The following is a 25,922-nucleotide window of genomic DNA, read 5'->3' on the forward strand; positions in this document are numbered from 1 at the left end:
AAGGCATGGCCGAACTCAACCAACCCATGATCGAGGAGGAAAATCAGCCCCTACACATCACCGCCAAAGCCGCCTGACGATGGCCCACGGCCACAGCCGAAATTACACCACCTTGACGGACGCGACCCGTTGATGCTCTCTGTTTGGATGACTCTCGCCCCGTTACCCCTCAGGACAAAATCGCTCGCCTGAATAGGCTTGCCCCTATCTCAAGCCCAGCGAATGGAGAGTGTAAAGCTGCAGTCCGCATTCGATGCCAGGATCGTGACCAGCGTGTTGCCGGATTGCTACAGTCTTGTTATCGCCTGTCGAATTCCCGCACTCTTTCGTAATTTTATTTCAAGGCCTGACATCACCCCCGAAGCACCAGCGACCGCCGGTGGCAATTCCGCGCCGACCCGTCGCGACGCGCTCGCTGCGCAGGTGTGTCGGCGTAAGAATCTTGCGACTTTGGTCGAACACGATCACTGCGTCGGAGTGGTTAACACAGGTGCTGGCGCCCCGCCGGTGCCGCCAAGGTCGGGCAATCCCGGCAGCAATGCGGGGTCGACGAAGGTTTCTCCCCACCGCGCGCCCCAGTGGAGATGCGGTCCGGTCGCCCGACCGGTCGCGCCGATGGCGCCCACCTGCTGACCACGCAGCAGCCGATCGCCCGTCGCCACGTCAAGCCGGCTCAGGTGCAGGAACGCTGAATAGAGACCAAGGCCATGGTCGATGATCACCAGCCCGCCCTCCAGCAGGAAATCGGGTTCGGCCAGCCGCACAATGCCGTCGGCGGGCGCTACCACCGGCGTGCCGGTGACGTTGGCCAGATCGAGCCCGTTGTGCGGACTGCCCGGCACCCCGTTGCGGATGCGCCGAGACCCATAGACGCCCGTCACCCGGCCAGCCGTGGGCAGGATGAAGCCATGCGTCCAGCCGATCTCCGGCGACGGCTTGGCGCGCGCGGCCACCATCTTCGCCACCTCCGCAGCGCGGCGCGCCTTCAGGGCCGGCGGCAGCGTGACCGTCGCGGGGGGCAGGCCTTCGACCCGCTGCTCGTCATACACGCGCGGGATCACCCTGACCGGGCGGCTGACGACAGTGCCATCGGCAAGGGTTGCCGCCACCACCGAACGCGGACCAGCATCACGGCCGAAGCCGACCAGGAAACGGCCATCGGCGGCCAGCGGCACGGCCTTGCCATCAAGGGTGATCGTGGTTGTGCCAACCGGCGCCCGACCAATCAGCACCGCGCCCTGGACCGCCTCCTCGGCGATGGCGATCTCCGGCGATGGCGCAGGTTTCCGGAGCGGTGACTCCGGTGCGATCACGGACTGTGGCGGCGGTAGCACCGGGCGCGGCGTACAGGCGGCTAGCGTGGTCAGCATGCCCAGAGCCAGCAGGCGGGCGGCATGCGACGCGAGGCGCGCCCGCGCCATGGTCAGCGGCCTTGCGCCGCCAGTTCGGCAAACCGGCGGGTGGCGATCTCCGGCGTCGCATAGGCCTCCTGCGTGTCGGCGTTCCAGTAGCGCAGCTGGTTGAGCGGAATGCGCACGCCCGTGATGGCGCACAACACATAGTCACCGGGGCTCAGCAGGCGGAACGAACCCGGCAGATACTGGATGCGCGCGGCGCGCCCCTCGACATTCACCATCGACAATCTCCAAAACTCAACCAGGCCGCCGGCAGCGCCACGCCACCGGGGCGTTACAACAAGCTGCCCTGACGCGGGTCGGCACCACCACCGCGACGGGTTTTCGCTGCAACCGTCGACGGGGCCGCAGGCGCAGGCGCCACGGCACCCTCGACCACAACATCCAGCGAACCGTCCCGCATTTCAAGGGTGAGCGCGCCCGCCCCGGCAGCCGCGGTCGCGTCGGCCATCACCCGGCCATCCCGCGCCTTCACCACCGCGTAGCCGCGCTTCAGCGTGGCGTAGGGACTCAGCGTCTCCAGCATCCGCCCCGCTTCCGCCAGCCGGCGGTTGTCGTCCTGCCTCGCGCGTGCCACTGCCCGATCGAGCGCGTCGCCGGCTCGCGCCAGCCGTTCCTCTCCCAGCCTGGCCCGCTGCGCCAGCAGGCGCGGTGCCAGCCGGACCCCCAGCCGCTCGTAGCGTCCGCGCCAGGCGGCCAGGCCCGCGCCCAGCGACTTCGGCAGCCGCTCGGCCAGTTCATCGAACCGCTGGCTCGCCAGCTCCAGCAGCCGGCGCGGATGCGGCAGACCGCGCGCCAGGCCACGCACCCGCTCGGCGCGCGCCTCGACACCCTTCACCGCCGCCCGCTCCAGCCTGAGCCCGAGCTGGCCGACGGTATAGTCGAGGTCGGCCTTGACCGGCACAGCCATCTCGGCGGCGGCGGTCGGCGTTGGTGCGCGCCGGTCGGACGCGAAATCGATCAGCGTGGTGTCGGTCTCGTGGCCAACGGCGGAAATCACGGGAATCGTGCTCGCGGCGACCGCGCGCACCACCACTTCCTCGTTGAATGCCCACAGATCTTCGACCGAGCCCCCGCCACGCGCCACGATCAGCACGTCCGGTCGGGGAATCTGCCCGCCGGCCGGCAAGGCGTTGAAGCCGCGCACCGCCGCCGCCACCTGCTCGGCCGCGCCATCGCCCTGCACCATCACCGGCCACAGCAGCACGTGGCGGGGAAAGCGGTCGGCCAACCGGTGCAGGATGTCGCGGATCACAGCGCCTGTCGGCGAGGTGACGACGCCGATCACCTGCGGCAGGAACGGCAGCGGCTGCTTGGCGCTGGCGGCGAACAACCCCTCGGCGGCGAGCTTGCGCTTGCGCTCCTCCAGCAGTGCCATCAGCGCGCCGACACCGGCAGGCTCCATGCGCTCGATGACGATCTGGTAGGTCGACTTGCCGGGATAGGTGGTCAGCCGGCCGGTGGCGATCACCTCCAGCCCGTCCTCGGGCCGGAAACGCAGGGCGTTGACCTGGCCCTTCCACATTACGCCGTCGAGCACGGCGTTCTCGTCCTTCAGCCGCAGATAGGCATGACCTGAGCCGGCGACCGTCCAGCGGGAGATTTCGCCGCGCACCCGCACCAGGCCGAAGCGGTCCTCGACCGTGCGCTTGACCGCGCTCGCCAGCTCGCTGACGGAATATTCGGGCAGATTGGGGGCGGTTTCGGTCACAAGCGTTGTTCCTTCGCGCCTGTGTAGCTACAAGCCGGCCATGACCGCAATGGGCCCGGTCATTTTGCTCCCTTGAGGGCACCGATGCCGGGCCGGGCACGAACAGGACGACAGGCGATGACGACGATGAATGTGCTGGTGATCGGCAGTGGCGGGCGGGAACACGCCCTGTGCTGGAAGCTGGCGCAGTCACCCCGGATCGGCGCGCTCCACTGCGCCCCCGGCAATGCCGGCATCGCCCAGGTGGCGACCTGCCAGGCACTGGCTGTCGGCAATCATGATGACGTCATCGCCTTCTGCCGCGACCACGCCATCGCGCTGGTGGTGGTCGGCCCGGAACAGCCGCTGGTCGACGGCCTGGCGGATGCCCTGCGCGCGGCCGGCATCCGCTGCTTCGGCCCGTCGGCGGCGGCGGCCCAACTGGAAGGCTCCAAGGGCTTCACCAAGGACCTGTGCGCCCGCCACGACATCCCCACCGCCGCCTACGGCCGCTTCAGCAACGCCGCCGCCGCCAAGGACTATATCCGCGCCCAGGGCGCGCCGATCGTTGTCAAGGCCGACGGGCTCGCCGCCGGCAAGGGCGTGGTGGTGGCGATGACGCTCGACGAGGCACTGGCGGCGGTCGACATGATCTTCGGCGGCGGTTTCGGCGCGGCCGGCGCTGAAGTGGTGGTGGAGGAGTTTCTCGACGGCGAGGAGGCCAGCTTCTTCGTGCTCACCGACGGCACGGCGATCGTGCCGCTGGCCACCGCGCAGGATCACAAGCGGGTGGGTGATGGCGACACCGGCCCCAACACCGGCGGCATGGGTGCCTACTCGCCGGCGCCAGTGATGACCGAGGCCATGGTCGCCCGCGCGCTGGCCGAAATCGTCGAGCCCACGGTGCGCGGCATGGCCGCTGAAGGCATGCCCTACACCGGCGTGCTCTACGCCGGCCTGATGATCACCGCCAGGGGCCCCAAGCTGATCGAATACAACTGCCGTTTCGGCGACCCGGAATGCCAGGTGCTGATGATGCGGCTGGCCAGCGACCTGCTCGACCTGCTGGTCGCCGCCTGCGACGGCACGCTGGCCCAGGCGCCGGTCGCCTGGAACCCGGAACCGGCGCTGACCGTGGTGATGGCCGCCCGCGGCTACCCCGGCGAGCCGCTGAAAGGCACCGAGATTCGCGGGCTGGATGCCGCCGGCGCCGTCGACGGCGTAGTCGTCTTCCACGCCGGCACCACCGCCAAGGATGGCAGGGTGTATGCCAATGGCGGTCGTGTATTGAATGTCACGGCGCATGGCGCGACGGTGGAGGAGGCGCGGACGCGCGCCTACGCGGCCGTCGACCGGCTGGACTGGCCCGACGGCTTCTGCCGGCGGGACATTGCCTGGCGCGCACTGGCAAGGGATTAAGACGCTTTTTCAGACGCTTGTTGATTCTGGGGGAGGAACAATGACGAGCAAGCAGGAACAATTCTCCGGCACCGATGCCGTCCGCGACCAGCATCGCTTCGACGTCGCGGCGCTGGAGGCCTACATGCGCGAGCATGTCGAGGGCTTTGCCGGCCCGCTGGAGGTCCGCCAGTTCAAGGGCGGCCAGTCCAACCCCACCTACCAGCTGGTCACGCCGACCAAGAAATACGTCATGCGCCGCAAGCCGCCCGGCCAGCTGCTGGCCGGCGCCCATGCGGTGGACCGTGAATACAAGGTGATCACCGCGCTGCATGGCAGCGGCTTTCCGGTCGCCCGCACCTACTGCCTGTGCACCGACGAGAGCATCATCGGCACCTGGTTCTACATCATGGACATGGTGGAAGGCCGGGTGATCTGGGACACCAGCTTCCCTGGTGTCAGCCGCGAGGACCGCCCACGCTACTTCGACGCGATGAACGAGACCATCGCCCGCCTGCACACCACCGATTACAAAGCGATCGGCCTGGAGGATTACGGCCGGCCGGGCAACTACTTCGCCCGCCAGATCGGCCGCTGGTCGCGGCAGTATCTGGAGGATGAGGCGGCCGGCCGGGTGCCGGAAATGGACCGCCTGGTGGAGTGGCTGCCGGCCAATATTCCGGCGGGCGACGAAAGCTCGATCGTCCACGGCGACTATCGCTGCGACAACATGATCTTCCACCCTACCGAGCCGCGCGTGCTCGCCGTTCTGGACTGGGAGCTGTCCACCATCGGCCACCCGCTGGCCGACTTCACCTACAATCTGATGATGTACCGGATGCCGCCGGTCGGCACCGCCGGCCTGCTGGGCCAGGATCTGGCGGGCCTCAACATCCCCACCGAGGACGAGTATGTCGCCGCCTATTGCCGGCGCACCGGCCGCGATGGCATCGACCCCCGGGTGCTCGACTTCTGCATCGCCTACAACATGTTCCGCCTGGCGGCGATCGTCCATGGCATCAAGGGCCGGGTGATCCGCGGCACGGCGGCCAGCGCGCACGCCCGCCAGATGGCGGAATCCGTAGAACCGCTGGCGAGACTGTCGTGGGGGCAGGCTGAAAAGGCGATGAGGGGCTGACATGATTGCGACCTATGACCTGCCGGCCACCGGCGCGACCGACGCCACGCCGTTGCTGCTGATCCACGGCTGGACCTGCGACCACCAGGCCATGGCGCCTGTCGCCGCCGCCTTCCCCGAACGCGCCCGGCGCAGCGTCGACCTGCTGGGTCACGGCGCCACGCCGGGTGGCGGCGACTACGCCATCGCCACTCAGGCTCGCGCGGTGCTGGAGGTGGCGCCGCCGCGCGCCATCTTGATCGGCCACTCGATGGGCGGGCAGATCGCGGTGGAAGCCGCGGCCCAGGCCCCGGACCGGGTGGCCGGCATCGTGCTGCTCGATCCCGCCTTCATCGCACCCTACGACAAGACCCGCGCGTTCGGCGAAGGTCTGCGTCAACAGCTCGCCCGTCTGGGCGACGCCGAGATTCCGGCGATGATGGAGGCCTTCGGCCGCCGCCAGATCGTCCGCGCCACCGACGAGGCGGGGATGGAGGCGCTGCTGGGGGTGATGAAATCGACCGACCCCCATGTGGTGCGCGCCGCGTGGGATGCCATTTGCGACTGGGACGGCGAGGCCGCGCTGGCCCGCGTCCGCTGCCCGGCGCTCGTCATCGGCATCGACAAGGCGCTCAATCGCCCGGCCGACCTGATACGGGTCAACAAGACGGTGATGACGGCGACGGTGGCCGGCTCAGGCCACATGGTCCAGTTCGAGGTGATGGATCAGGTTGCGGCGATGATCCGCCGCTTCTTCCTGCTCAACGGGCTGTAATCCGCCCCCAACCGCCCCGCCGTCATGCAGAAGGCCGCCACGGCAAGCCCGGGCGGCCTTCTTCTTCCACCGCGACGACGGAGACCTCCGCCGTCGCCAGCCGGCAATCGTGCTTAAGCGGCGTCCTGTGCCTGTTGCTCCATCCGGTACTGGTAGAGCCCCTGGATGTGGCTCAGCGAGAACAGATGCGCATAGATCAGGCCCAGCGCGCCAGACTTCACCATCTTGCGCACCTGGTCACCGCGCAGTTCGTGCAGCTTCTGCTCGGAGATCATGCGGAAGCCACGGAAATTGGCGGGCGCGGCGCCGTTGGCCGGCTGGATCTGCGCCTCGCCGTCCATCAGCAGGTCCAGCTCCTTCAGCTCGTTCATGAAGGCACGCGTGCGCTGGATGGCGATTTCGAACTGCTCGCAGAACTGCAGGATCGCCTTGGTACGCTCGGTCGGTTCGTTACCGTCGAACAGATTGCTCTCCTCGCCGGTGGTGAAGATCGGCGCGGAGTCGTCGAAGCACAGCGACAGCTCCTTGGCTTCCGGCGTCAGCTTGGCGAGCAGGAAGGGGTACCGGCGCACATAGGCAGGAACGTAGGTGCCCGGCCGCCACTGACCTTCGGCATCGATGAACTGGTTCTCGTTGTCCATCAGGCCGACCAGTGCCAGCGGCACGGGCGAGTCGCCGCCACCGAAAATGATCGGATAGTGGCGCTGCACCATGACGAACTCGTCGACAGTGATGGGAATGGCATGCGTGTTGGCCGCGTACTTGCAGTCACGCGCCTCGGTCATCACCAGCTTGCCATGCACCGAAGCAGCCAGCGGCACAACAGAATTGTAGAACAAAGGCAGCCGCGTCTCGGCCGGCGTCGTCGTGGTCATATAATCCCCATGGTCATCACTTGGCGCCCCGCCCGACGCGGACCGCACAGGGCGCGCACGTTACGCGCCGCCCCCGCCCGAGGCAAGCCGGGGATGCGGGAAGACCGGCCTCAGACCACCTTGCCGGGGTTCATGATGCCGTTGGGGTCGAGCGCGGTCTTGATGGCGCGCAATGCCCACAGTTTGGCCGGGTCGGCGGTGGCCGCCAGCTGCTCCCGCTTCTCCATGCCGATCCCGTGCTCGGCCGAGATCGAACCGCCGTACTTCAGCACCAGCTCATAGACACAGGCCGATATCTCCCTGGCGCGACCATAGAATTCCGCCGGCGTCATGCCCAGCGGCCCATGTACGGAGAAATGGATGTTGCCGTCCCCCAGGTGTCCGAAGGCGATCACCCGCACGCCGGGCATCAGTGCCTCCAGCGCCGCCGTGCCTTCGGTGATGTAGGCCGGCATGCGGGCCACCGACACCGAAATGTCATGGTGCAGGCCGATACCGTCCATGCGCTCCGCCAGCGGCAGCGTTTCGCGGATCTTCCACATCGCCTGCCCCTGGGCCTGGGACTCGGCGAGTACCGCGTCGCGGGCCAGGCCCCGCTCGAACGCCTCCGCCAGGGCGGCTTCCGCCACCTCGCGCAGGCCGGAATCAGCGCGGGTCGACGACATCTCGGTCAGTACCACCCACGGCGACGGCGTGCCCGGCAGCGGATCGCGGGTATCGGGAATGTGCTGCAGCGTCAGATCGACGCCGATGCGCGGGATCATCTCGAAGGCGCACACCTGGTCGCCGGTGGCGGCGCGCAGATGCGCGAGCAGCCCCACCGCCTTGTCGGGATCATCAAGCGCTACCCAGGCCGTCACCACATCGCGCGGCCGGGGGAACAGTTTCAGCGTCACCGCCGTGACGATGCCCAGCGTGCCCTCGCCGCCCACCAGCAACTGCTTGAGATCGTAACCGGTGTTGTCCTTGCGCAGCGGCGTCAGGCCGTGGAACACCTCGCCATTGGGCAGGACCGCCTCGACGCCGAGCACCAGCGCCCGCATCGAACCGTAGCGCAGCACATGGACGCCGCCGGCATTGGTCGACACCAGCCCACCGATGCGCGCCGAGCCCTGCGAGCCCAGCGACAGCGGGAACAGCCGGTCCACCGCCTCGGCGGCCTCCTGCACCTGGGTGAGAATGACGCCGGCCTCGGCGACCAGCGAGAAATCGTCGGCATCCACGGCACGGATACGGTTGAGCCGCTCCAGGCTGACCACCACCTGCCGGCCGCTCTGGTCGGGGATGCCCGCCAGAACCAGACCGGTGTTGCCACCCTGTGGCACCAGGCCGATGCGGTACTTGTTGGCGCATTTGACCAGCTCGACCACCTGGTCGACGGAGCGCGGCTTGACCACCAGCGCCGCCACGCCGTCGTAACCGCCGCGCCAGTCACGGGCAAACGGCGCCATGTCGCCGGGCTGGTCCAGCCAGCCGCCGTCGCCGACGATCGCCTTCAGCGCCGCCAGGCCGTGGTCGAAAGTATCGATATCCGCCATCGTCCATCCCCATGGTTGCCCGCCGCGCACTATAGGCGGGTCCGGCAAGGGATGCGAGTGTCCGCCTATTTGGATGCGTCGAGAGGCTTGCAGACCGCCACCGCGCCCTTGTTGATGAGCAGGATCTCGTGATTGTCCAGCCGCAGCGGGAAGAACGGCTTGGGATCGTTCAGCAGATCCTGCACCCGCTCGTCGAGGCCGATGAACACGAGGCCGGTTAGCTGCGAGCCATCGCTCATCACCAGCTCGACCGGCACGTTGACCTTGGTGCGGATACGCGAGGCACGCTGGGCGGCAAGGGGGGCGGACGCGTTCACAGGCAAGCCTCCAGATACGCCTTCTCGAAGCCGAACTGGCGCGCCTTTTCCACCGTGTAGGGACGCAGGCCCTGGGGGCGGAACTCGCCGATGATCTGCCCGTCGGCCGATTCGTCCTGATACTCGAACTTGAACAGCTCCTGGCTGACGATGACATCGCCTTCCATGCCGACGATCTCGGTGATCGAGGTGATGCGCCGCGCGCCATCGCGCATGCGCTTGATCTGCACGATCAGGTCCACCGAGTCCGCGATCTGGCGGGTGATCGCGGATTTGGGCACCTTGATGTCGGACATCAGCACCATGTTCTCCATACGCGCCAGGGCCTCGCGCGGGCTGTTGGCGTGCAGGGTGCACATGGAGCCGTCGTGCCCCGTATTCATCGCCTGCAGCATGTCGAAGCATTCGGCGCCACGGATTTCGCCCAGGATGATGCGGTCAGGGCGCATGCGCAGGGCGTTGATGACCAGATCGCGGATGGTGATGGCGCCATCGCCCTCAAGGTTGGCCGGCCGGGTCTCCAGTGTCAGCACATGGGGCTGCTGCAACCGCAGTTCCGCCGCATCCTCGATAGTGATGACACGCTCGCCGGGGTCGATCATCTTCGACAGCGCGTTGAGAAGGGTCGTCTTGCCCGAGCCGGTACCGCCGGAGATGACGACGTTGAGACGCGACGCGCCGGCGATCTTGAGAAAGGTCGCCATCGCATCCGAGCAGTTGCCACCACGCGCCATCATGTCCAGCGTGATCGGCTTGGCGGAAAACTTGCGGATCGAGATCGCCGTGCCCTTGAGCGACAGTGGCGGCACAATGACGTTGACACGGCTGCCGTCTTCCAGGCGGGCATCGGCCAGCGGCGTCGTCTGATCGATGCGACGGCCGATGCGGTTGCAGATGCGCTGGGCGATCTGGAACACATGGGTGTCATCGCGAAACCGCACGTGCGACAGCTCAAGGCGGCCCTTGCGTTCGACATAGACCTGATAGGGGCCATTGACCATGATGTCGCTGACCTCGGGATCGGCCAGCAACTCCTCTAGCGGGCCAAGGCCGAGCAGTTCGTCGACCAGCACCTTCTCCAGCGCGAACTGCTCGCGGCGGTTCAGGTTGATGCGCAGCTCCAGCAGCACTTCCGAAATGATCGGCCGGAACTCGTCCGACAAATCCTCGCGCGACAGCGAGGCGGCGGCCTCGGCGTCAATGCGTTCCAGCAGGCGCGGTAGCACCTGCTCCTTGATGGTGTGGATGGTCTCCTCGAAGCGGATCGCCGCCAGTTCCCGCTGGGTGCGGGCACTCGCCGGCGTGTTCGCCTCGGCATTGCGCTGCTGCAACCGTGCCATCGCATCGTCGGCGGGACCGGGCACCGGCTCTATGATGTCGGCCGGCGGCATGCTGGGCGGCGCTTCGGCGGGCGCCTCCTCGGCACGGGCGTGGCCGAACGCGGTGGCGCGCCCGGCGCCGAATCCGGCGGGCCTGGCCTGCGCCACGCCGGCGCTGATCGACTGTGTCTGCCGTTTACCGAAAAAACTCACGGAATTGCCTCGGTCTTCCCTCTCGACAGACAAGGCTAGCACCCAACCTCTTAACCAATGGCTACCGCCCGTCCGGCGCGGTCGTGTCTCAGTGGCAGGTGTCGCTGCTCCCACCAAGGTGGATGCTGGCTTCCGCGAGCTGGGCGTGAATGGCCAGCCACAGGCTCATGCCCTCGGTATCGTGGGAGTTCCGCATGCGATCGACGGCGCGATAGGCGATCGGCAGCGCCGCCTCGCCAAGCCGGGTCATCAGGTCACGGGCGACCTGACGCACCAGGGGGTGGCGCTGATAGGCAGCAATGACGGATGAATTGACGGTCATGACGAACTCCCTGAACTGATGACCAAAGCCACCATGCAAGGGCGAGGCCAACCAGCGCCCGAAGCGACAATGCTGCTTTGCCGTTGCGCGTACTCCCCGGGTGGGCCAAAACTGCCGCGCATGGCGGCCCGGGGGGCGGCAAGAATTACTCGGGAACAGGCAGATGGACCGTCTGGCGGCGATGGAAATGTTCGTGCGCGTGGTGGGGGAGAAGAGCTTCTCCGGTGCCGCCCGCCAGCTTGGCGTATCGAAATCGGTGGTGTCCAAGGCGGTCGCCGAGCTGGAGGATCATCTGGGCGCCCAGCTGCTCAACCGCACCACCCGACAGATGTCGCTGACCGAGGTCGGCCAAGCCTACCACGAGCGCTGCCTCGCCATCCTGGAACAGGTGGACGAAACCGAACAGCTGGTCTCCTCGCAGGCGCGCGCGCCACGGGGCCTGGTGCGGCTGTCGGCGCCGGTGACCTTCTCGGTCAACAACCTCGGCGCGCCGCTGTCCGACTTCCTGGGCGAGAACCCCGACGTCACCATCGAGCTGTCGCTCAACGACCGGACCGTGGACATCGTCGAGGAAGGCTTCGACCTCGCTATCCGCATCTCGCGCCGATTGAAGGACTCAAACCTGATAGCGGTCAAACTGTGCTCGGCGCGCTCCGTCACCACTGCCGCACCGGACTATATCCAGCGCCACGGCGTGCCCGCCCACCCGCGCGACCTGCTGAAGCACCAGTGCCTGCGCTACTCCAACCTGGGGCCGGCGCAGGAGTGGACCTTCCGCGATCCCAAGTCGGGCGACGCCATCCAGGTCGCCGTCTCGGGTCGCATCACCGCCAACAATGGCGAGGTGCTGCGCGCCGCCGCCATCAACGGCGAGGGCATCATCTCCGGCCCCAGCTTCATCGTCGCGGAGGACATCAAGAACGGCCGGCTGATGCCGATCCTCACCGAATTCGCGGCACCCGCTTTCGGCATCTACGCCGTCTATCCGCCCAACCGCCACGTCTCGGCCAAGGTTCGCCGGCTGGTCGATCATCTGAAGAAAACCTGGGGCGACGCGCCGCCATGGGAACGGGCCTGCGACGTCTGCTGACGCCACAGGCCCCGGCTCAGCCTCGCCCGGCGATCAGGCGAACGCCGCGATCGCCTCACGCACAATCATGATGCCCATGGCGACCCACGACAGCGAGAACAACAGGAAGCGGATCATCACCTTGTTGATGGTCGCCTGCACCAGCGAGTGCAGCACCCGCAGGCCGACATAGGCCCACGCGCACTTGACGTGCAGCGCGTCGGCGTGCCCCAGCAGCACGATCACCGGCACCAGGCCGTAGAACAGCGTCGGCGCCTCGAACAGGTGATTGTAGTTGTCGGCCACCCGCCGCACCTCGCTTGGCAGCACGCCGAGCGAGCCCGGGTGCATTGCCGCCTGCGGGTCCACCTGGGCTTTGTTCATTGCCGGAATACGGGTGGCGTACATCCACAGGAACATCACCAGCGTCAGCACGCCCAGCGCGATGACACTTTGCAGCAACTGCACGGCATAAACGGAATCGACCATGCGACATCTCCCCCTTGTTATCGCCCCTGGTTGCTATGGCGGGGCGCGAACGAGAGTGCGGCATGGCCACCGGACTGTCGAGGTGGGGGGGGCTTACCCCCCCGTCGCCGGTACCACCTTGAGCAACCGGCCCTCATCGCTGTCGGTGAGCAGATAGAGGGCGCCGTCCGGCCCCTGCTCGACATCGCGGATGCGCTCCTCAAGGTCGGTCAGCAGTGGCTCATAGGCCGCCACCTTGTCACCATCGAGCGTCAGGTGGGCCAGATGCTGGCCGGCGAGCGCGCCGATGAAGAGGTGGCCACGCCACTGCGGGAACAGGTTGCCGGTGTAGAACAGCATGCCCGAGGGCGCGATCGACGGATCCCAGTAATGCACCGGCTGCTCCATGCCGGCCTTGTGGGTGCCCTCGCCGATCTTCAGGCCGGAGTAGTCACGGCCGTAGGTAATCACCGGCCAGCCATGGTTGCGCCCGGCACGCGGGATGTTGATCTCGTCACCACCGCGTGCGCCGTGCTCCACCGTCCACAGCACGCCGGTGGCCGGGTTGATCGCCGCGCCCTGGATGTTGCGATGGCCATAGGACCAGACTTCCGGCAAGGCCCCGGACGTGCCGACGAAGGGATTGTCGGCCGGCACGCTGCCATCGGCGTTGATCCGCACCACCTTGCCCAGCGTGTTGTCGAGTGTCTGCGCCTTCTCCCGGCCCCGGTAGCGATCACCGGTAGTGACGAACAGACGGCCGTCGGGCGCGAACACCAGCCGGCTGCCGAAATGGTGGTGGCTTTCCCACGCCGGCTGCTGGCGGAAGATCACCGTCAACCCGTCCAGCCGAGCGTCGCCCCCGGCCTCCACCAGTCGCCCCCGCGCCACGGCAGTCGCGTTGGTGCCGTTGCCGCGCGGCTCGGCATAGGACAGATAGACCAGTCCGTTGCCGGCGAAGTCGGGGTCGAGCGCCACGTCCAGCAGCCCACCCTGGGCATCGTAATCGACCGCCGGCACGCCGGCGACCGGCGGCGACACCGTGCCATGCGTGTCGACGATGCGCAGCCGCCCGGCCTTTTCGGTGACCAGCAGCCGGCCATCGGGCAGGAAGGCCATGCCCCAGGGAAATTCCAGGCCGCCCGCCACCGTCTCGACCTTGACGCCCACCGCCGCCTGCGACGGCCCGGCCGGCACCTGCGAGGAGCAGGCTGCAAGAACGATCGACAGCATTGCCAGAAGACGCACGATATCCTCCTTCATCAGCACCGGTCCGTACAGTGATGTAGGCTCCATACAGCCGACGGCCACATGGAGCCACCCGAAGAACGGCGGAGCGTTGTCACGGCGCGAACAGTGCGAGCGACAACACGCTCTGGTCGCTGGCCACGGTGCCCCGTATAGAGCGGCTACCCGCCACTCAGGCAGAACCGCGATCATGAACGCCCCGCATTCCCGCCCTGCCGGCCTCGCCCTGCCCTGGCTGCACCTGCTGCTCGGCGTTGCGGTGGTCGCGGTGTGGGGCACCAACTTCGTGGTCATCAAGGTCGCGCTGGCCGACCTGCCGCCGCTGCTGTTCGCCACCTTGCGCTTCACCTGCGCCTTCCTGCCGATGGCGCTGTTCCTGCCCCGTCCGGCGGTGCCCTGGCGACGGCTGGCGGCCTATGGCGTGCTGATCGGCGCCGGCCAGTTCGGCCTGCTCTATCTCGCCATGCAGAGCTGGATATCGCCGGGTCTCGCCTCGCTGGTGATCCAGAGCCAGGTGTTCTTCACCATCGCCCTGTCGATGCGTGCCAACGGCGAACGGGTACGGCTGTTCCAGGTCGCCGCCCTGCTGCTGGCAACCAGCGGCATCGGCCTGATCATCGCCCATGGCGGCGGCGACGCCACCCCGCCCGGCATCGCCCTGGTGCTGCTGGCCGCCCTGTCGTGGTCGGGCGGCAACATGGTGGCGCGGGCCGACCCGCATGCCAACATGCTGGGCTATGTGGTGTGGGCCAGCCTGTTCTCGGTGCCGCCGCTGCTGGCGCTGTCGCTGCTCATCGAGGGCCCCGCAGCGATCGCCGCCGGTCTGGCCCGCGCCGGCCCCGGCACGTGGGCAGCCGTACTCTGGCAGTCGGTGGGCAACACCATGTTCGGCTATGCCGCCTGGGGCTGGCTGCTCGCCCGCCACCCGGCCGCGACCGTGACCCCGCTGGCCCTGCTGGTGCCGGTGTTCGGCATGTCCGCCTCCGCCCTGCTGCTGGGCGAATCGCTGCCGGGCTGGAAGCTGGGCGCGGCCGGTCTGGTGATCGCCGGCCTGGCGCTCAACCTGCTGTGGCCGAGGCTGGCGGCGCTGCGGCCGCGCCCGGCCTGAGGACACATGCAGGCGGCAACAAAATGTCGCCTTGTATGAGATTTACTATCCTTTTCGACCAAAGTTCACTTGTTTGACCGGCCTCGGCCCTTTCCTTTACCGCTGCGTTGCGGCAAAAGGCCGGCCACGGATCGGAAATCCATATTCAGGTCGAGGAGACGCGCACATGACCGCCGTGGGGCACGACACGCTTAAGGTTCGCAAGGAACTCAGCGCCGGAGGCAAGACCTTCGCCTATTACAGCCTCCAGGAGGCCGCCAAGCACATCGGCGACATCTCCCGCCTGCCCTTCTCGATGAAGGTGCTGCTGGAAAACCTGCTGCGCTTCGAGGACGGCGTCACGGTCAAGGTCGAGGACATCAAGGCGATCGCCGCCTGGCTCGCCAACCCCAAGTCGGACCAGGAAATCCAGTACCGCCCGGCGCGCGTGCTGATGCAGGACTTCACCGGCGTGCCGGCGGTGGTCGACCTCGCCGCGATGCGCGACGGCATGACCCGGCTGGGTGGCGACCCGAACAAGATCAACCCGCTGGTGCCGGTCGATCTGGTCATCGACCACTCGGTGATGGTCGACAACTTCGGCACCCCCGACGCCTTCCGCAAGAACGTCGAGCTGGAGTTCGAGCGCAACATGGAGCGTTATGAGTTCCTGAAGTGGGGCCAGAACGCCCTGAAGAACTTCCGCGTCGTGCCGCCGGGCACCGGCATCTGCCATCAGGTCAACACCGAGTATCTGGCTCAGGTGGTGTGGACCTCGCAGGACACCGCCGGCGCCACCGTGGCCTACCCGGACACGCTGGTGGGCACCGACAGCCACACCACCATGGTCAACGGCCTGGGCGTGCTGGGCTGGGGCGTGGGCGGCATCGAGGCAGAAGCCGCGATGCTCGGCCAGCCGGTCTCCATGCTGATCCCGGAAGTCGTCGGCTTCAAGCTGACCGGCAAGCTGAAGGAAGGCATGACCGCCACCGACCTGGTGCTGACGGTCACCAACATGCTGCGCAAGAAGGGCGTGGTCGGCAAGTTCGTCGAGTTCTACGGCCCCGGCGTCCACACCCTGGCGCTGGCCGACATGGCGACCATCGCCAACATGGCGCCGGAATACGGCGCCACCTGCGGCTTCTTCCCGGTCTGCGCCGAGACGCTGAAGTATCTGCAGTTCACCGGCCGCGAGGATTGGCGGGTGGCGCTGGTGGAAGCCTACGCCAAGGAACAGGGGATGTTCGCCGACGAGAACACCCCGGACCCGGTGTTCACCGACACGCTGGAGCTCGACCTGTCGACCGTCGAGCCGTCGCTGGCCGGCCCGCGCCGTCCGCAGGACCGCGTCAGCCTGTCCAACGCCACCACCGCGCTGATCGAGGAGCTCAACGGCTTCTACAAGAAGGGCGATGAACTGGCCAAGCAGGTGCCGGTCGAGGGCGCCGACTATCAGCTGGGCCACGGCAACGTGGTGCTGGCCGCCATCACCTCGTGCACCAACACCTCGAACCCGAGCGTGCTGGTGGCCGCCGGCCTCGTCGCCAAGAAGGCGCACGCGCTGGGCCTGACCTCCAAGCCGTGGGTCAAGACCTCGCTGGCGCCGGGATCGCAGGTGGTCACCGACTACCTCGCCAAGGCCGGCCTGCAGGAGCACCTCGACGCGCTGGGCTTCAACCTGGTCGGCTATGGCTGCACCACCTGCATCGGCAACTCCGGCCCGCTGCCGGACCCGATCTCCAAGGCGATCAACGCCAATGATCTGGTCGCCGCCTCGGTGCTGTCGGGCAACCGCAACTTCGAGGGCCGCGTCAGCCCGGACATCAAGGCCAACTACCTGGCCTCGCCGCCGCTGGTGGTCGCCTACGCGCTGTTCGGCACCATGGCCAAGGACATCACCACCGAGGTCATCGGCACCTCGAAGGACGGCAAGCCGGTCTATCTGAAGGACATCTGGCCGACCACGCAGGAAGTGCAGGACACCATCAACCAGTGCCTGACCTCCGAGATGTTCAAGTCGCGCTACGCCAACGTGTTCAAGGGCGACGAGATGTGGCAGGCGATCAAGGTCGGCACCGGCCAGACCTACGGCTGGTCGTCGTCCTCGACCTACGTGCAGAACCCGCCCTACTTCCAGGACATCACCATGACCCCCAAGCCGACCACCGACATCGTCGGCGCGCGGCTGCTGGCGGTGCTGGGCGACTCCATCACCACCGACCACATCTCGCCGGCCGGCAACATCAAGGAAAAGTCGCCGGCGGGCGCCTACCTGATGGACCACCAGGTCGCCAAGGCGGACTTCAACAGCTACGGCGCCCGCCGCGGCAACCATGAAGTGATGATGCGCGGCACCTTCGCCAACATCCGCATCCGCAACGAGATGGTGCCGGGCACCGAGGGCGGCATCACCAAGGACGCCAACGGTGAGGTGATGCCGATCTACGACGCCGCCATGAAGTATCAGGCGGCCGGCACCGGCCTCATCATCGTCGCCGGCAAGGAGTATGGCACCGGCTCGTCGCGCGACTGGGCGGCCAAGGGCACCAACCTGCTGGGCGTCAAGGCGGTGATCGCCGAGAGCTTCGAGCGTATCCACCGCTCGAACCTGGTCGGCATGGCCGTGCTGCCGCTGCAGTTCAAGGACGGCATGACCCGCGCCGACCTGAAGCTGGACGGCACCGAGAGCTTCTCGCTGGCCGGCATCACCGCGCTGAAGCCGCGTCAGGATCTCGAAGTCGTGATGACCCGCGCCAACGGCGAGGTGGTGAAGTTCACCGTGCTGTGCCGCATCGATACCGAGAACGAGATCGACTATTTCTACGCCGGTGGCGTGCTGCACTACGTGCTGCGCAACCTCGCGGCCTGATCCCGTCGACCCGAACAAAAAAGGCGGTCCCCGCGGGGGCCGCCTTTTTCTGTTGGTCGCGGTCAGCGCCCGCCGGAGGGCGGTGGCGCCGGTCTCAGCGCGCCGCCGCCACCTTGGCCTCGATGGCATCCCAGATCAGCGCCGGCGTGTTGGTGCCGTTGAAGCGGTCGATGGCGACGATGCCGGTGGGCGAGGTGACGTTGATTTCGGTCATGAAGCCGTTGATGACGTCGATGCCGACGAACAGCAGGCCGCGGCTGGCCAGTTCCGGCCCGATGCGTTCGCAGATCTCCAGCTCGCGCCCGGTGAGCACGGTCTGGTCCGCCTTGCCGCCGGCGGCGAGGTTGGAGCGGATTTCGCCCGCCTTGGGCAGCCGGTTGATGGCGCCGGTGGCCTTGCCGTCCACCAGCACGATGCGTTTGTCGCCCGCCGACACCTCCGGCATGAACCGCTGCACCATGAACGGCTCGCGGCCCATGGTGGTGAACACCTCGACCAGCGCCGACAGGTTGGGATCGTTCTTGCCGACATGGAACACCGCCGTGCCGGCGTTGCCGTACAGCGGCTTGATGACGATCTCGCCGAACTCGCGGCGGAACGCCTCGGTGTCGGCCAGGCTGCGGGTGATCATCGTCTCCGGCATGAGGTCGTGGAAGCGGGTGACGAACAGCTTTTCCGGCGCGTTGCGCACCTCGGCCGGATTGTTCACCACCAGCGTGCGGGGGTGGACCATCTCCAGCAGGTGGGTGGCGGTGATGTAGGCCAGATCGAACGGCGGGTCCTGGCGCATCAGCACCGTGTCGACGTCGGTGGCGAGGTCGAGCAGCGCCGAGTCACCCAGCGCGTAATGGTCGCCGATCACCCGCTGCACCCGGGTGATTCGCTGCGCGCGTGCCGTCACCCGGCCGTCGCGGTAGGTGAGGTCGTCGGGCAGATAATGCCACAGGGCGTGGCCGCGGGCCTGAGCCTCCAGCATCAGAGCAAAGGTTGAATCGCCAGCGATGTTGATACGGTCGAGCGGGTCCATCTGGACCGCGACGTTGAGCGTCATGTGACTGTCCTGCTTGTCAGTGGGCCGGAACGGCTAGTTGATCGATCGGGCCAGGCCTTCAAGCGCCCGGCGAATCTGCTCCGAGATAGCAGCATTGCGCGTCGTCTCAAGCATCGCCGACAGCGACGAGCGCGCGGCGGCGACGCGGCCCAGCCCCTGTTCGAGGCGGGCCCGCTCCCACCACAGCGCGGTCATCATCGGCGCGATGGCGGTCATGCGTTCGTGCAGCACCAGCGCACGAGGCAGATCGTCGGCTTGTTCCGCCCGCGCGGCGATGTTGTTGAGCAGGCGAATGAGGATCGCGCGGTTGGACAGCGGTTCGAGATGGCTGGCCTGCAACCGGGCTGCCTGCCCGGCTACCCGGCGCAGCAAAACGTCAAGCTGCTCGCCGGTCACCAGGGCGCCGTCGTTGAACGGATCCTGTAGCACCGAGACCGGGCCGCCACCGATGCGGATCAGGAAATGGGCGGGCATGTTGAGGCCGTCGGCGGTCCAGCCGACCGCGCGCGCGGCCGCGATATAGAGGATCGACAGCGCCACCGGCAGGCCCTTGCGGCGGTCAATCACGTCCAGCAGGTTGGCGTTGGCGGGATCGTCATAGGTCTCGCGGTCGCCAGCGAAACCGAAACGCGCCGCCAGCACATCGCGCAATACCGCGGCCTGCTGCGCCGGTGTCTCCGCATCGGTGCCCGTGACAAACACTTCACTGCAGATATGCTGCAGCACCAGCCGGTAGGGCGTCAGGTCGGCATCCGGCCGGTCGAGCGCGCCAAGCACCAGGGCTGCTTCCGCCAGGTCGATCTCGTCGTCATCGAGCGCGCCCAGCCGTGTCAGGTCGTCGATCAGCATGACCCGTCCTCACCTGCGATCCGCTCAAGGTGCCTCGGGAATCGCCACGGCGCAACCAGCACAGCATCAAGACGCACCGTTTCCCACCCGTCACCAAAGCGCGCGGCCGCCACCGGCACCGCCCGCCACACCCGCCGCAACCGGCCCTGCCCCAGCGCTTCCGCCGCAAGATCGAGGGTCGCGCGCCGTTTGACCTCCACCAGGACCAGCGCCCGACCGCGTGCAACCACCAGATCAATCTCGCCGACGCCAAGCCGCAGGCGACGCGCCAGCACCCGGTACCCCTTGGCCCGCAGCCACCAGGCCGCCACCGATTCGGCGACTCGGCCGCGCCACTCGTCGCGCCGCCGGTCGCGCGCGCTCATGTCCGGCCCGTCAGCGTCAGTGCGCGCCGGTACAGGTCCGAACGCGACTCGCCGGTGCGCGCCGCCACCAGGCGCGCCGCCTCTTTCACCGGATGGTCGACCAGTGCCGCCCGCAGCAGCGCCTCGACATCGGCCGCCGTCACCGCCTCGGCGACCGGCGGGCCGACCATCAGCACGATCTCGCCCCTGGGCGGCGGCTCCGCCACCAACGCCTCGGCCAGCGCCGGCGCCAGGCCGCGACGCACCTGCTCGTGCAGCTTGGTGATCTCGCGCGCCACCGCCACCTCGCGACTGCCCAGCACGGCGGCAATGTCGGCCAGGCAGGCGGCCAACCGGGGGCCGCTTTCATAAAACACCAGGGTGGCGGCGATCGGCTTCAGTTCCTCCAGCACCTTGCGGCGGCCGACCGTCTTGGGCGGCAGGAAGCCAGCGAACAGAAAGCGGTCGGTGGGCAGACCGGACAGCGTCAGCCCGGCAATCGCCGCGCACGGCCCCGGCAGGGTGGTGACCGCGATGCCCGCCTCGTGTGCCTCACGCACCAGCTTGTAGCCGGGATCTGAGATCAGCGGCGTGCCGGCATCGCTCACCAGCGCCACGGGCTCGACGGCGGCGCGACGCAGCACCTCGGGGCGGGCGCGGTCGGCATTGTGGTCGTGATAGGCCAGCAGGGGCTTTTTCAGGTCGAGGTGATGCAGCAGTTTCGCGGTGACGCGGGTATCTTCCGCGACCACCAGTGCCACCCGGCGTAGGACGTCGGCGGCGCGAAGGGTAATGTCACCCAGGTTGCCGATGGGGGTGGCAACAATGTATAGGCCCGGCGGCAGAGAGTCCGTCATGAGGCCGACCGTGCCCGCAGTCGACGGCCTTGGGCAACCGGAAAAGCGCAGCGCCGGGCTGTTGCGTGATGTTTCTACATGGGGGTCACCGATGTTCCTTCGCCATCACCTCGGCACGATCGCCGCCGCGCTGGCCCTGCTCGGCCTGGCCGCCTGTGCCACGCCCAAGGCCCCGCCCGCCGCGCCAGCGCCAGCACCGGCCGAACAGGCCGCCCGGCCGGCGCCCAAGCCGGCCGAGACGGTGAAGAAGGCGCCGCCACAGCATCAGGTGGCGCTGCTCGCGCCGCTGACGGGGCCCAATGCGCCGATCGGGCAGTCGATCGCCAATGCCGCCAACATGGCGCTGCTCGACATCAATGATCCGCGCATCAAGCTCACCATCTACGACACCGCCGAGGGCCCGGAAGCAGCCGCCAGCCGCGCCCTGGCGGATGGGGCTAAAGTCGTGCTCGGCCCATTGCTGGCGCCCGATGTGCGGGCCGTCCAGCCCGCCACGAAGGCCGCCGGGGTGCCGGTCATCACCTTCTCCAACGACGCCGAACTCGCCATCCAGGGTACCTATGTGATGGGTTTCCAACCCGATCAGGAAGTCGAGCGCGTCGTCGCTTACGCCCGCCAGCGAGGCATCACCCGCTTCGCCGCACTGGTGCCGGCCGGCAGCTACGGCAAGCGCGCGTCGGAAGCGTTCGTCGCCTCGGTGAAGGCCAGCGGCGGCCAGCTGGTCGCCATCGAGACCTACCCGCGCGACCGCACCAAGCTGCTGACCGCCGCCCGCCGGGTCGCCGGCTATGATGCCCGGCTGGCGCTGTCGCGCGCACGCGCCGCCAAATCCACCGGCGTGATTTCCGCCAAAGGCGTGCCACTGCCGCCACCAGCGTTCGAGGCGCTGCTGATCGCCGACACCGGTGACTACACCCGCGCCTTCGTTCCGGCGTTGCGGCAGTTCGGCGTCGAGACAAACCGGGTCCGCCTGCTAGGCACCGGCCTTTGGAACAACGAACCGGCTCTGGCACGTGAGCCGGCGTTGCAGGGTGCGTGGTTCGCCACCGTGTCGGATGCAACGTTCGAGTCGCTGGCCAAGCGTTACGCCGGCCGCTTCGGCGCCCGCCCCTCCCGGCTGTCGAGTCTGGGCTATGATGGCATCCTGCTGGTCCACGCCGCCGCCAACGGCGGCTGGCAGATAGGCAAGCCTTTCCCCCAATCCGTGCTGAAAACGCCTTCCGGCTATGCCGGCATCGACGGCCTGTTCCGCTTCCCGCACACTGGCGTCGCCGAGCGCGGCATGGAGGTGGATGAACTGTCCGGCGGCACGTTCAAGGTGGTGTCGCCGGCGCCGACCGCCTTCTCGCCCGCGATCAACTGAGGCCCGCGAGCGCAGCACGATCATCGGGCGCCGCTAACGGGCCAGGCGCGCCAGCAGGCTGTTGAGCACGGCGAGGCCGGCCGGCGTCGCCCGCAGGGTGTCGGGATCGTCGATCAGCAGACCCAGGTCGGTGAAATCACGCACCGCCGCCGGGTCCACCACCGTCTCCAGCGCCCGGCCGGTGCGACGCCGGAAACGCGCCTTGTCGATGCCGGCGGCCAGCCGCAGGCCCATCAGCAACGCCTCGTCGGCACAGGCTTCGGGGTCGAGCGGCGTCTCGCTCTCCAGGCCGTGGCCGTGGGCTTCCACCGACTCGCACCAGGCCTCGGGCTTCTTCAGCCGCACCGTCGCTTGGCGGCCGCGCCGGCCGTGGGCGCCGGGGCCGATGCCGACATAGTCGCCATAGGTCCAGTAAGCGAGGTTGTGGCGGCTCTCCGCGCCGGGCCGGGCATGATTGGAAATCTCGTAGGCCGGCAGGCCGGCGGCCGCCGTCATCTCCTGCGTCAGTGCATAGAGGTCGGCGGCGAGATCCTCGTCCGGCAGCACCAGGTCACCGCGCCGGTACAACTCGGCGAATCGGGTCTGCGGCTCGATGGTGAGCTGGTAGAGCGACAGATGCCCGGTGCCGAAACCCAGCGCGCGCGCCAGTTCCGAGCGCCAGCCGGCCAGCGTCTGGCCCGGACGGGCATAGATGAGATCGAAGCTCACCCGGTCGAACGTGCCGCAGGCCAGCTCCAGCGCCGCCAGCGCCTCCGCCGCGTCGTGCCGGCGGCCGAGCTGGACCAGCGACGCGTCGTCGAGCGCCTGCACCCCCAGCGACACCCGATTGACGCCGGCGCCCGCGAACGCGCGGAAGCGCGCCGCCTCGACACTCGACGGATTGGCCTCCAGCGTGATCTCGGCGTCCGGCGCCAGCCGCCAGTGACGGGCGACGCCCTCGATGATCGCCGCCACCGTTTCGGGCGGCATCAGCGATGGCGTGCCGCCGCCGAAAAAGATGCTCGTCACCGTGCGTGCCGGGGTCAGCATCGCTTCATGCGCAAGGTCGGCCAGCAGGGCTGTACGCCAGCGCACCTGGTCCACCGACTCGCGGACATGGCTGTTGAAGTCGCAATAGGGGCATTTCGACAGACAGAACGGCCAGTGGACATAGACCGCCAGGCCGTCGACGCCCGGAAGGTCAGAGGCAGGCATCGACCAGTTGCTTGAAGGCGCGGGCGCGGTGGGACATGCCATGCTTCTGCTCCGGCTCCATCTCGCCGAAGGTCAGCGCATGGCCGACCGGCAGGAAGACGGGATCATAGCCGAAGCCCTTGCTGCCGCGCATCGGCCAAACCAGTTCGCCGTCGACCCGACCCTCGAACGCTTCAACGTGGCCGTCCGGCCAGGCCAGACACAGCGCGCAGACGAAGTGCGCCGTGCGGTCGGCCGGCGCCACCTGCCGTGCGTCGAGCTGGCGAGTGACCTCGGCCATCGCCGCGGCGAAATCCTTGTTCGGCCCGGCCCAGCGGGCGGAATAGATGCCCGGCGCGCCGTCCAGCGCATCGACCGCCAGCCCGGAGTCGTCGGCCAGCGCCGGCAGGCCCGACGCGATCGCCGCCGCCAGCGCCTTCAGCCGGGCGTTGCCGATGAAGCTGGTCTCGGTTTCCTCCGGCTCGGGCAGCCCCAGCTCGCCCGCCGACACCGGCTCGATGCCCAATGGCCCCAGCAGGTCGCGAATCTCCCGCACCTTGCCGGCGTTGTGGCTGGCGATCACCAGCTTGCCGGGCGCCAGCTTGCGGGTGGCGGGGCTGTCGGGCGCACCCATGGCTCAGAGCCCCAGCACACGCCGCTGGGCGGCGAAAATCTCGTCTGTGCCGATGCGCGCCAGCCGCAGCAGCCGCAGCAGCATTTCCTCGGTGAACGGCGCCCCCTCGGCGGTACCCTGCACTTCCACCAGACCGCCACTGTTGGTGAGCACGAAATTGGCATCGGTATGGGCGCCGGAGTCCTCGATATAGTCGAGGTCGAGCACCGGGGCGCCGTTCCACACACCGCACGACACCGCCGCCACCTGGCCGGTGAACGGGAGCTCGGCCAGTTGGCCAGCCTCCTTGAGCTTGGCCAGCGCCATGTGCAGCGCGACATAGCCGCCGGAGATCGCCGCCGTGCGGGTGCCGCCATCGGCCTGCAGCACGTCGCAATCCACCGTCACCTGCCGCTCGCCGAGTTTCACCAGGTCGACGACCGCGCGCAGCGAGCGGCCGATCAGTCGCTGGATTTCCTGGGTCCGGCCGGTCTGCTTGCCCTTGGCCGCCTCGCGGGAGGAACGACTGTGGGTGGCGCGCGGCAGCATGCCATATTCCGCCGTCACCCAGCCCTGGCCCTTGCCGCGCAGCCAGGGCGGCAGATTGGTCTCGACCGACGCCGTGCACAGCACGTGGGTATCGCCGAACTTCACCAGACACGATCCCTCGGCGTGCTTGGTGAAGTTGGGCACCATCTCGATGGTTCGCATCTGGTCGGAGGCACGGCCGGAGGGGCGCATGGGCAGGGACTTTCCTGAAAATCGTCGGGGAGCGCCTGCATATCGCCCCGCCGGCCAGCTGGGAACCGCTTTTTCCGCACCCCCGCCCCCCGCCACGCCGAGCGACCATGGTTGAACCGGCCGGAACGCCCTCCTACATTCGCTGTCACTTATGTCCGCACTGACCATCACCGACCTGAACGACCGCGCCCGGGACATCTTCCGGCAGATCGTCGAGGCATATCTGTCGACCGGCGAGCCGGTGGGCTCGCGCACCCTGTCCAAGCTGCCCGGCCTCAACCTGTCACCGGCGTCGATCCGCAACGTCATGCAGGATCTGGAGGAGATCGGCCTGCTGTCGGCGCCGCATACCTCGGCGGGGCGGATGCCGACTGACCTCGGCCTGCGGCTGTTCGTCGACGGCATGATGCAGGTGGGCGAGCTGGGCGACACCGAGCGCGGTCGCATCGAGACCCAGTGCCGGGCCGACGGCGCCAGCTTCGAGGATGTGCTGGCGCGCGCCACCACGACACTCTCCGGCCTGTCCTCCTGTGCCGGTCTGGTTCTTGTCGGCAAGTCCGATGTGCCGATCCGGCAGGTCGATTTCGTGCCGCTGACGCCGCAGCGGGCGCTGGCCATTCTGGTCGGCCAGGACGGCTCGGTGGAAAACCGCACCTTCGACCTGCCCGCCGGTCTGCCGACCTCGGCGCTGATGCAGGCGGCCAACTACATCAACGCCCGACTGGTCGGCCTGACGCTGGATCAGGCCCGCAGCCGGCTGGAGCGGGAGATGTCGCAGAACAAGGCCGAGCTCGACTCCCTGGCCGGCCAAGTGGTGGAGCGCGGCCTGGCGGTGTGGTCGGCCGACGACGACCAGCGCGACGTGCTGATCGTGCGCGGTCAGGCCAAGCTGCTGGAGGATGCCGCCGCCCGCAACGATCTCGAACGCGTCCGCCAGCTGCTGGAGGACATCGAAAGCAAGCGCGAACTGGCCCGCGTGCTGGAACTGGCGCGCGACGCCTCAGCGATGAAGATCTTCATCGGCTCGGAGAACAGGCTCTTTTCACTCTCCGGCTCATCGGTTATCGCAGCCCCCTACCGCAGCGCCGACGAGCGCGTGGTCGGCGTCATCGGGGTCATCGGCCCCACCCGATTGAATTATGCGCGGGTCGTCCCCATGGTGGACTATACCGCGCGCGTCCTGAGCAGATTGGTATCACAGCAATGAGCGA

25 protein-coding genes are annotated in these 25,922 nt (G+C 68.0%); 8 read left to right on the forward strand and 17 right to left on the reverse strand.

Going from position 1 to position 25,922, the window contains the following annotated elements; translation table 11 throughout:
- Window positions 1-464: 464 nt before the first annotated feature.
- The 3 genes from ABU113_RS07935 to xseA are packed head-to-tail and all read right to left on the reverse strand — an operon-like array spanning window position 465 to window position 3,126.
- On the reverse strand, window positions 465-1,421 hold the full coding sequence (locus ABU113_RS07935; RefSeq protein ID WP_454558969.1) for a M23 family metallopeptidase: 957 nt from the start codon (window positions 1,419-1,421) through the stop codon (window positions 465-467).
- Between the two features lie 2 nt (window positions 1,422-1,423).
- Complete coding sequence (locus ABU113_RS07940) at window positions 1,424-1,636, reverse strand: DUF2093 domain-containing protein (protein ID WP_454558970.1); 213 nt, start codon at window positions 1,634-1,636, stop codon at window positions 1,424-1,426.
- Between the two features lie 53 nt (window positions 1,637-1,689).
- Window positions 1,690-3,126 carry an exodeoxyribonuclease VII large subunit gene (gene xseA / locus ABU113_RS07945; protein ID WP_454558971.1) on the reverse strand — a complete coding sequence of 479 codons (1,437 nt, stop codon included), beginning with the start codon at window positions 3,124-3,126 and terminating at the stop codon, window positions 1,690-1,692.
- Window positions 3,127-3,252: 126 nt separating this feature from the next.
- Here xseA and purD point away from each other — a divergent pair, with 126 nt between their 5' ends.
- From purD to ABU113_RS07960, 3 genes are read left to right on the forward strand one after another with little or no spacing between them, the layout of a single operon-like run.
- The gene (gene purD, locus ABU113_RS07950; protein WP_454559082.1) at window positions 3,253-4,524 is read left to right on the forward strand and encodes a phosphoribosylamine--glycine ligase; all 1,272 of its coding nucleotides are present in this window, start codon (window positions 3,253-3,255) and stop codon (window positions 4,522-4,524) included.
- 40 nt (window positions 4,525-4,564) lie between these two features.
- Window positions 4,565-5,641: a phosphotransferase family protein gene (locus ABU113_RS07955; protein ID WP_454558972.1), complete on the forward strand. Its 1,077-nt coding sequence runs from the start codon at window positions 4,565-4,567 to the stop codon at window positions 5,639-5,641.
- 1 nt (window position 5,642) lies between these two features.
- On the forward strand, window positions 5,643-6,395 hold the full coding sequence (locus tag ABU113_RS07960; protein WP_454558973.1) for an alpha/beta fold hydrolase: 753 nt from the start codon (window positions 5,643-5,645) through the stop codon (window positions 6,393-6,395).
- Window positions 6,396-6,508: 113 nt separating this feature from the next.
- Here the strand turns inward: ABU113_RS07960 and ABU113_RS07965 are convergent, their stop codons facing one another.
- The 5 genes from ABU113_RS07965 to ABU113_RS07985 all read right to left on the reverse strand — a co-directional run bounded on the left by ABU113_RS07965 (window position 6,509) and on the right by ABU113_RS07985 (window position 10,979).
- Window positions 6,509-7,270, reverse strand: coding sequence for a SapC family protein (locus ABU113_RS07965; RefSeq protein ID WP_454558974.1), 762 nt, complete (start codon window positions 7,268-7,270; stop codon window positions 6,509-6,511).
- Window positions 7,271-7,380: 110 nt separating this feature from the next.
- Window positions 7,381-8,808, reverse strand: a complete 1,428-nt coding sequence (locus ABU113_RS07970; RefSeq protein WP_454558975.1) for an FAD-binding oxidoreductase — start codon at window positions 8,806-8,808, stop codon at window positions 7,381-7,383.
- Window positions 8,809-8,873: 65 nt separating this feature from the next.
- Entirely contained in the window at window positions 8,874-9,125 is a 252-nt protein-coding gene (locus ABU113_RS07975) for a DUF6812 domain-containing protein (protein ID WP_454558976.1), read from the reverse strand.
- On the reverse strand, window positions 9,122-10,657 hold the full coding sequence (locus ABU113_RS07980; protein ID WP_454558977.1) for a CpaF family protein: 1,536 nt from the start codon (window positions 10,655-10,657) through the stop codon (window positions 9,122-9,124). Before ABU113_RS07980 ends, ABU113_RS07975 begins: the two co-directional genes overlap by 4 nt.
- Before the next feature lie 88 nt (window positions 10,658-10,745).
- Window positions 10,746-10,979 carry a hypothetical protein gene (locus ABU113_RS07985; RefSeq protein WP_454558978.1) on the reverse strand — a complete coding sequence of 78 codons (234 nt, stop codon included), beginning with the start codon at window positions 10,977-10,979 and terminating at the stop codon, window positions 10,746-10,748.
- A 163-nt stretch (window positions 10,980-11,142) separates the two neighbouring features.
- Between ABU113_RS07985 and ABU113_RS07990 the strand changes: the two genes are divergently transcribed.
- Window positions 11,143-12,069 carry a LysR family transcriptional regulator gene (locus ABU113_RS07990; protein ID WP_454558979.1) on the forward strand — a complete coding sequence of 309 codons (927 nt, stop codon included), beginning with the start codon at window positions 11,143-11,145 and terminating at the stop codon, window positions 12,067-12,069.
- 33 nt (window positions 12,070-12,102) lie between these two features.
- On the opposite strand, the gene ABU113_RS07995 is transcribed toward ABU113_RS07990, so the two are convergent.
- Complete coding sequence (locus ABU113_RS07995) at window positions 12,103-12,537, reverse strand: MAPEG family protein (protein WP_454558980.1); 435 nt, start codon at window positions 12,535-12,537, stop codon at window positions 12,103-12,105.
- Between the two features lie 93 nt (window positions 12,538-12,630).
- Window positions 12,631-13,764: a PQQ-dependent sugar dehydrogenase gene (locus tag ABU113_RS08000; protein WP_454558981.1), complete on the reverse strand. Its 1,134-nt coding sequence runs from the start codon at window positions 13,762-13,764 to the stop codon at window positions 12,631-12,633.
- 190 nt (window positions 13,765-13,954) lie between these two features.
- On the opposite strand from ABU113_RS08000, the gene ABU113_RS08005 reads away from it, so the two are divergent.
- Together ABU113_RS08005 and acnA are read left to right on the forward strand one after the other, a co-directional pair.
- Window positions 13,955-14,872, forward strand: a complete 918-nt coding sequence (locus ABU113_RS08005; protein WP_454558982.1) for an EamA family transporter — start codon at window positions 13,955-13,957, stop codon at window positions 14,870-14,872.
- Window positions 14,873-15,038: 166 nt separating this feature from the next.
- Window positions 15,039-17,720: an aconitate hydratase AcnA gene (gene acnA / locus ABU113_RS08010; protein ID WP_454558983.1), complete on the forward strand. Its 2,682-nt coding sequence runs from the start codon at window positions 15,039-15,041 to the stop codon at window positions 17,718-17,720.
- A gap of 94 nt (window positions 17,721-17,814) precedes the next feature.
- Here the strand turns inward: acnA and gshB are convergent, their stop codons facing one another.
- Genes gshB through rsmI form a run of 4 tightly spaced genes read right to left on the reverse strand, consistent with a single transcriptional unit; the run spans window position 17,815 to window position 20,821 of the window.
- A complete protein-coding gene (gene gshB / locus ABU113_RS08015; RefSeq protein ID WP_454558984.1) occupies window positions 17,815-18,771 on the reverse strand; it encodes a glutathione synthase in 957 nt (318 codons plus the stop codon).
- A 33-nt stretch (window positions 18,772-18,804) separates the two neighbouring features.
- Complete coding sequence (locus tag ABU113_RS08020) at window positions 18,805-19,620, reverse strand: SirB1 family protein (RefSeq protein WP_454558985.1); 816 nt, start codon at window positions 19,618-19,620, stop codon at window positions 18,805-18,807.
- Window positions 19,614-19,985, reverse strand: a complete 372-nt coding sequence (locus ABU113_RS08025; protein WP_454558986.1) for a YraN family protein — start codon at window positions 19,983-19,985, stop codon at window positions 19,614-19,616. The genes ABU113_RS08020 and ABU113_RS08025 overlap by 7 nt, the downstream gene beginning before the upstream one ends.
- On the reverse strand, window positions 19,982-20,821 hold the full coding sequence (gene rsmI / locus ABU113_RS08030; protein WP_454558987.1) for a 16S rRNA (cytidine(1402)-2'-O)-methyltransferase: 840 nt from the start codon (window positions 20,819-20,821) through the stop codon (window positions 19,982-19,984). The genes ABU113_RS08025 and rsmI overlap by 4 nt, the downstream gene beginning before the upstream one ends.
- A gap of 91 nt (window positions 20,822-20,912) precedes the next feature.
- Here rsmI and ABU113_RS08035 point away from each other — a divergent pair, with 91 nt between their 5' ends.
- The gene (locus ABU113_RS08035; protein ID WP_454558988.1) at window positions 20,913-22,184 is read left to right on the forward strand and encodes a penicillin-binding protein activator; all 1,272 of its coding nucleotides are present in this window, start codon (window positions 20,913-20,915) and stop codon (window positions 22,182-22,184) included.
- A gap of 33 nt (window positions 22,185-22,217) precedes the next feature.
- Here the strand turns inward: ABU113_RS08035 and hemW are convergent, their stop codons facing one another.
- Genes hemW through rph form a run of 3 tightly spaced genes read right to left on the reverse strand, consistent with a single transcriptional unit; the run spans window position 22,218 to window position 24,711 of the window.
- Window positions 22,218-23,378 (reverse strand): radical SAM family heme chaperone HemW, encoded by a 1,161-nt coding sequence (gene hemW / locus ABU113_RS08040; protein WP_454558989.1) that lies wholly within the window; start codon window positions 23,376-23,378, stop codon window positions 22,218-22,220.
- Window positions 23,365-23,991: an RdgB/HAM1 family non-canonical purine NTP pyrophosphatase gene (gene rdgB / locus ABU113_RS08045; protein ID WP_454558990.1), complete on the reverse strand. Its 627-nt coding sequence runs from the start codon at window positions 23,989-23,991 to the stop codon at window positions 23,365-23,367. Before rdgB ends, hemW begins: the two co-directional genes overlap by 14 nt.
- A 3-nt stretch (window positions 23,992-23,994) precedes the next feature.
- Window positions 23,995-24,711, reverse strand: coding sequence for a ribonuclease PH (gene rph / locus ABU113_RS08050; RefSeq protein ID WP_454558991.1), 717 nt, complete (start codon window positions 24,709-24,711; stop codon window positions 23,995-23,997).
- A gap of 151 nt (window positions 24,712-24,862) precedes the next feature.
- On the opposite strand from rph, the gene hrcA reads away from it, so the two are divergent.
- Window positions 24,863-25,918: a heat-inducible transcriptional repressor HrcA gene (hrcA, locus tag ABU113_RS08055; RefSeq protein WP_454558992.1), complete on the forward strand. Its 1,056-nt coding sequence runs from the start codon at window positions 24,863-24,865 to the stop codon at window positions 25,916-25,918.
- Window positions 25,919-25,922 lie beyond the last annotated feature (4 nt).

Source organism: Parapedomonas caeni, assembly GCF_041060555.1.
Taxonomy (GTDB): Bacteria; Pseudomonadota; Alphaproteobacteria; order Sphingomonadales; family Sphingomonadaceae; genus CAUJIW01.

Bases quoted from the DNA above. Each gene is read 5' to 3' on its own strand.
- ABU113_RS07935 (WP_454558969.1), bottom strand. From the start codon at position 1,421: ATGGCGCGGGCGCGCCTCGCGTCGCATGCCGCCCGCCTGCTGGCTCTG.
- ABU113_RS07940 (WP_454558970.1), bottom strand. From the start codon at position 1,636: ATGGTGAATGTCGAGGGGCGCGCCGCGCGCATCCAGTATCTGCCGGGT.
- purD (WP_454559082.1), top strand. From the start codon at position 3,253: ATGAATGTGCTGGTGATCGGCAGTGGCGGGCGGGAACACGCCCTGTGC.
- ABU113_RS07955 (WP_454558972.1), top strand. From the start codon at position 4,565: ATGACGAGCAAGCAGGAACAATTCTCCGGCACCGATGCCGTCCGCGAC.
- ABU113_RS07960 (WP_454558973.1), top strand. From the start codon at position 5,643: ATGATTGCGACCTATGACCTGCCGGCCACCGGCGCGACCGACGCCACG.
- ABU113_RS07965 (WP_454558974.1), bottom strand. From the start codon at position 7,270: ATGACCACGACGACGCCGGCCGAGACGCGGCTGCCTTTGTTCTACAAT.
- ABU113_RS07970 (WP_454558975.1), bottom strand. From the start codon at position 8,808: ATGGCGGATATCGATACTTTCGACCACGGCCTGGCGGCGCTGAAGGCG.
- ABU113_RS07985 (WP_454558978.1), bottom strand. From the start codon at position 10,979: ATGACCGTCAATTCATCCGTCATTGCTGCCTATCAGCGCCACCCCCTG.
- ABU113_RS07990 (WP_454558979.1), top strand. From the start codon at position 11,143: ATGGACCGTCTGGCGGCGATGGAAATGTTCGTGCGCGTGGTGGGGGAG.
- ABU113_RS07995 (WP_454558980.1), bottom strand. From the start codon at position 12,537: ATGGTCGATTCCGTTTATGCCGTGCAGTTGCTGCAAAGTGTCATCGCG.
- ABU113_RS08005 (WP_454558982.1), top strand. From the start codon at position 13,955: ATGAACGCCCCGCATTCCCGCCCTGCCGGCCTCGCCCTGCCCTGGCTG.
- acnA (WP_454558983.1), top strand. From the start codon at position 15,039: ATGACCGCCGTGGGGCACGACACGCTTAAGGTTCGCAAGGAACTCAGC.
- gshB (WP_454558984.1), bottom strand. From the start codon at position 18,771: ATGACGCTCAACGTCGCGGTCCAGATGGACCCGCTCGACCGTATCAAC.
- ABU113_RS08020 (WP_454558985.1), bottom strand. From the start codon at position 19,620: ATGCTGATCGACGACCTGACACGGCTGGGCGCGCTCGATGACGACGAG.
- ABU113_RS08025 (WP_454558986.1), bottom strand. From the start codon at position 19,985: ATGAGCGCGCGCGACCGGCGGCGCGACGAGTGGCGCGGCCGAGTCGCC.
- rsmI (WP_454558987.1), bottom strand. From the start codon at position 20,821: ATGACGGACTCTCTGCCGCCGGGCCTATACATTGTTGCCACCCCCATC.
- ABU113_RS08035 (WP_454558988.1), top strand. From the start codon at position 20,913: ATGTTCCTTCGCCATCACCTCGGCACGATCGCCGCCGCGCTGGCCCTG.
- hemW (WP_454558989.1), bottom strand. From the start codon at position 23,378: ATGCCTGCCTCTGACCTTCCGGGCGTCGACGGCCTGGCGGTCTATGTC.
- rdgB (WP_454558990.1), bottom strand. From the start codon at position 23,991: ATGGGTGCGCCCGACAGCCCCGCCACCCGCAAGCTGGCGCCCGGCAAG.
- rph (WP_454558991.1), bottom strand. From the start codon at position 24,711: ATGCGCCCCTCCGGCCGTGCCTCCGACCAGATGCGAACCATCGAGATG.
- hrcA (WP_454558992.1), top strand. From the start codon at position 24,863: ATGTCCGCACTGACCATCACCGACCTGAACGACCGCGCCCGGGACATC.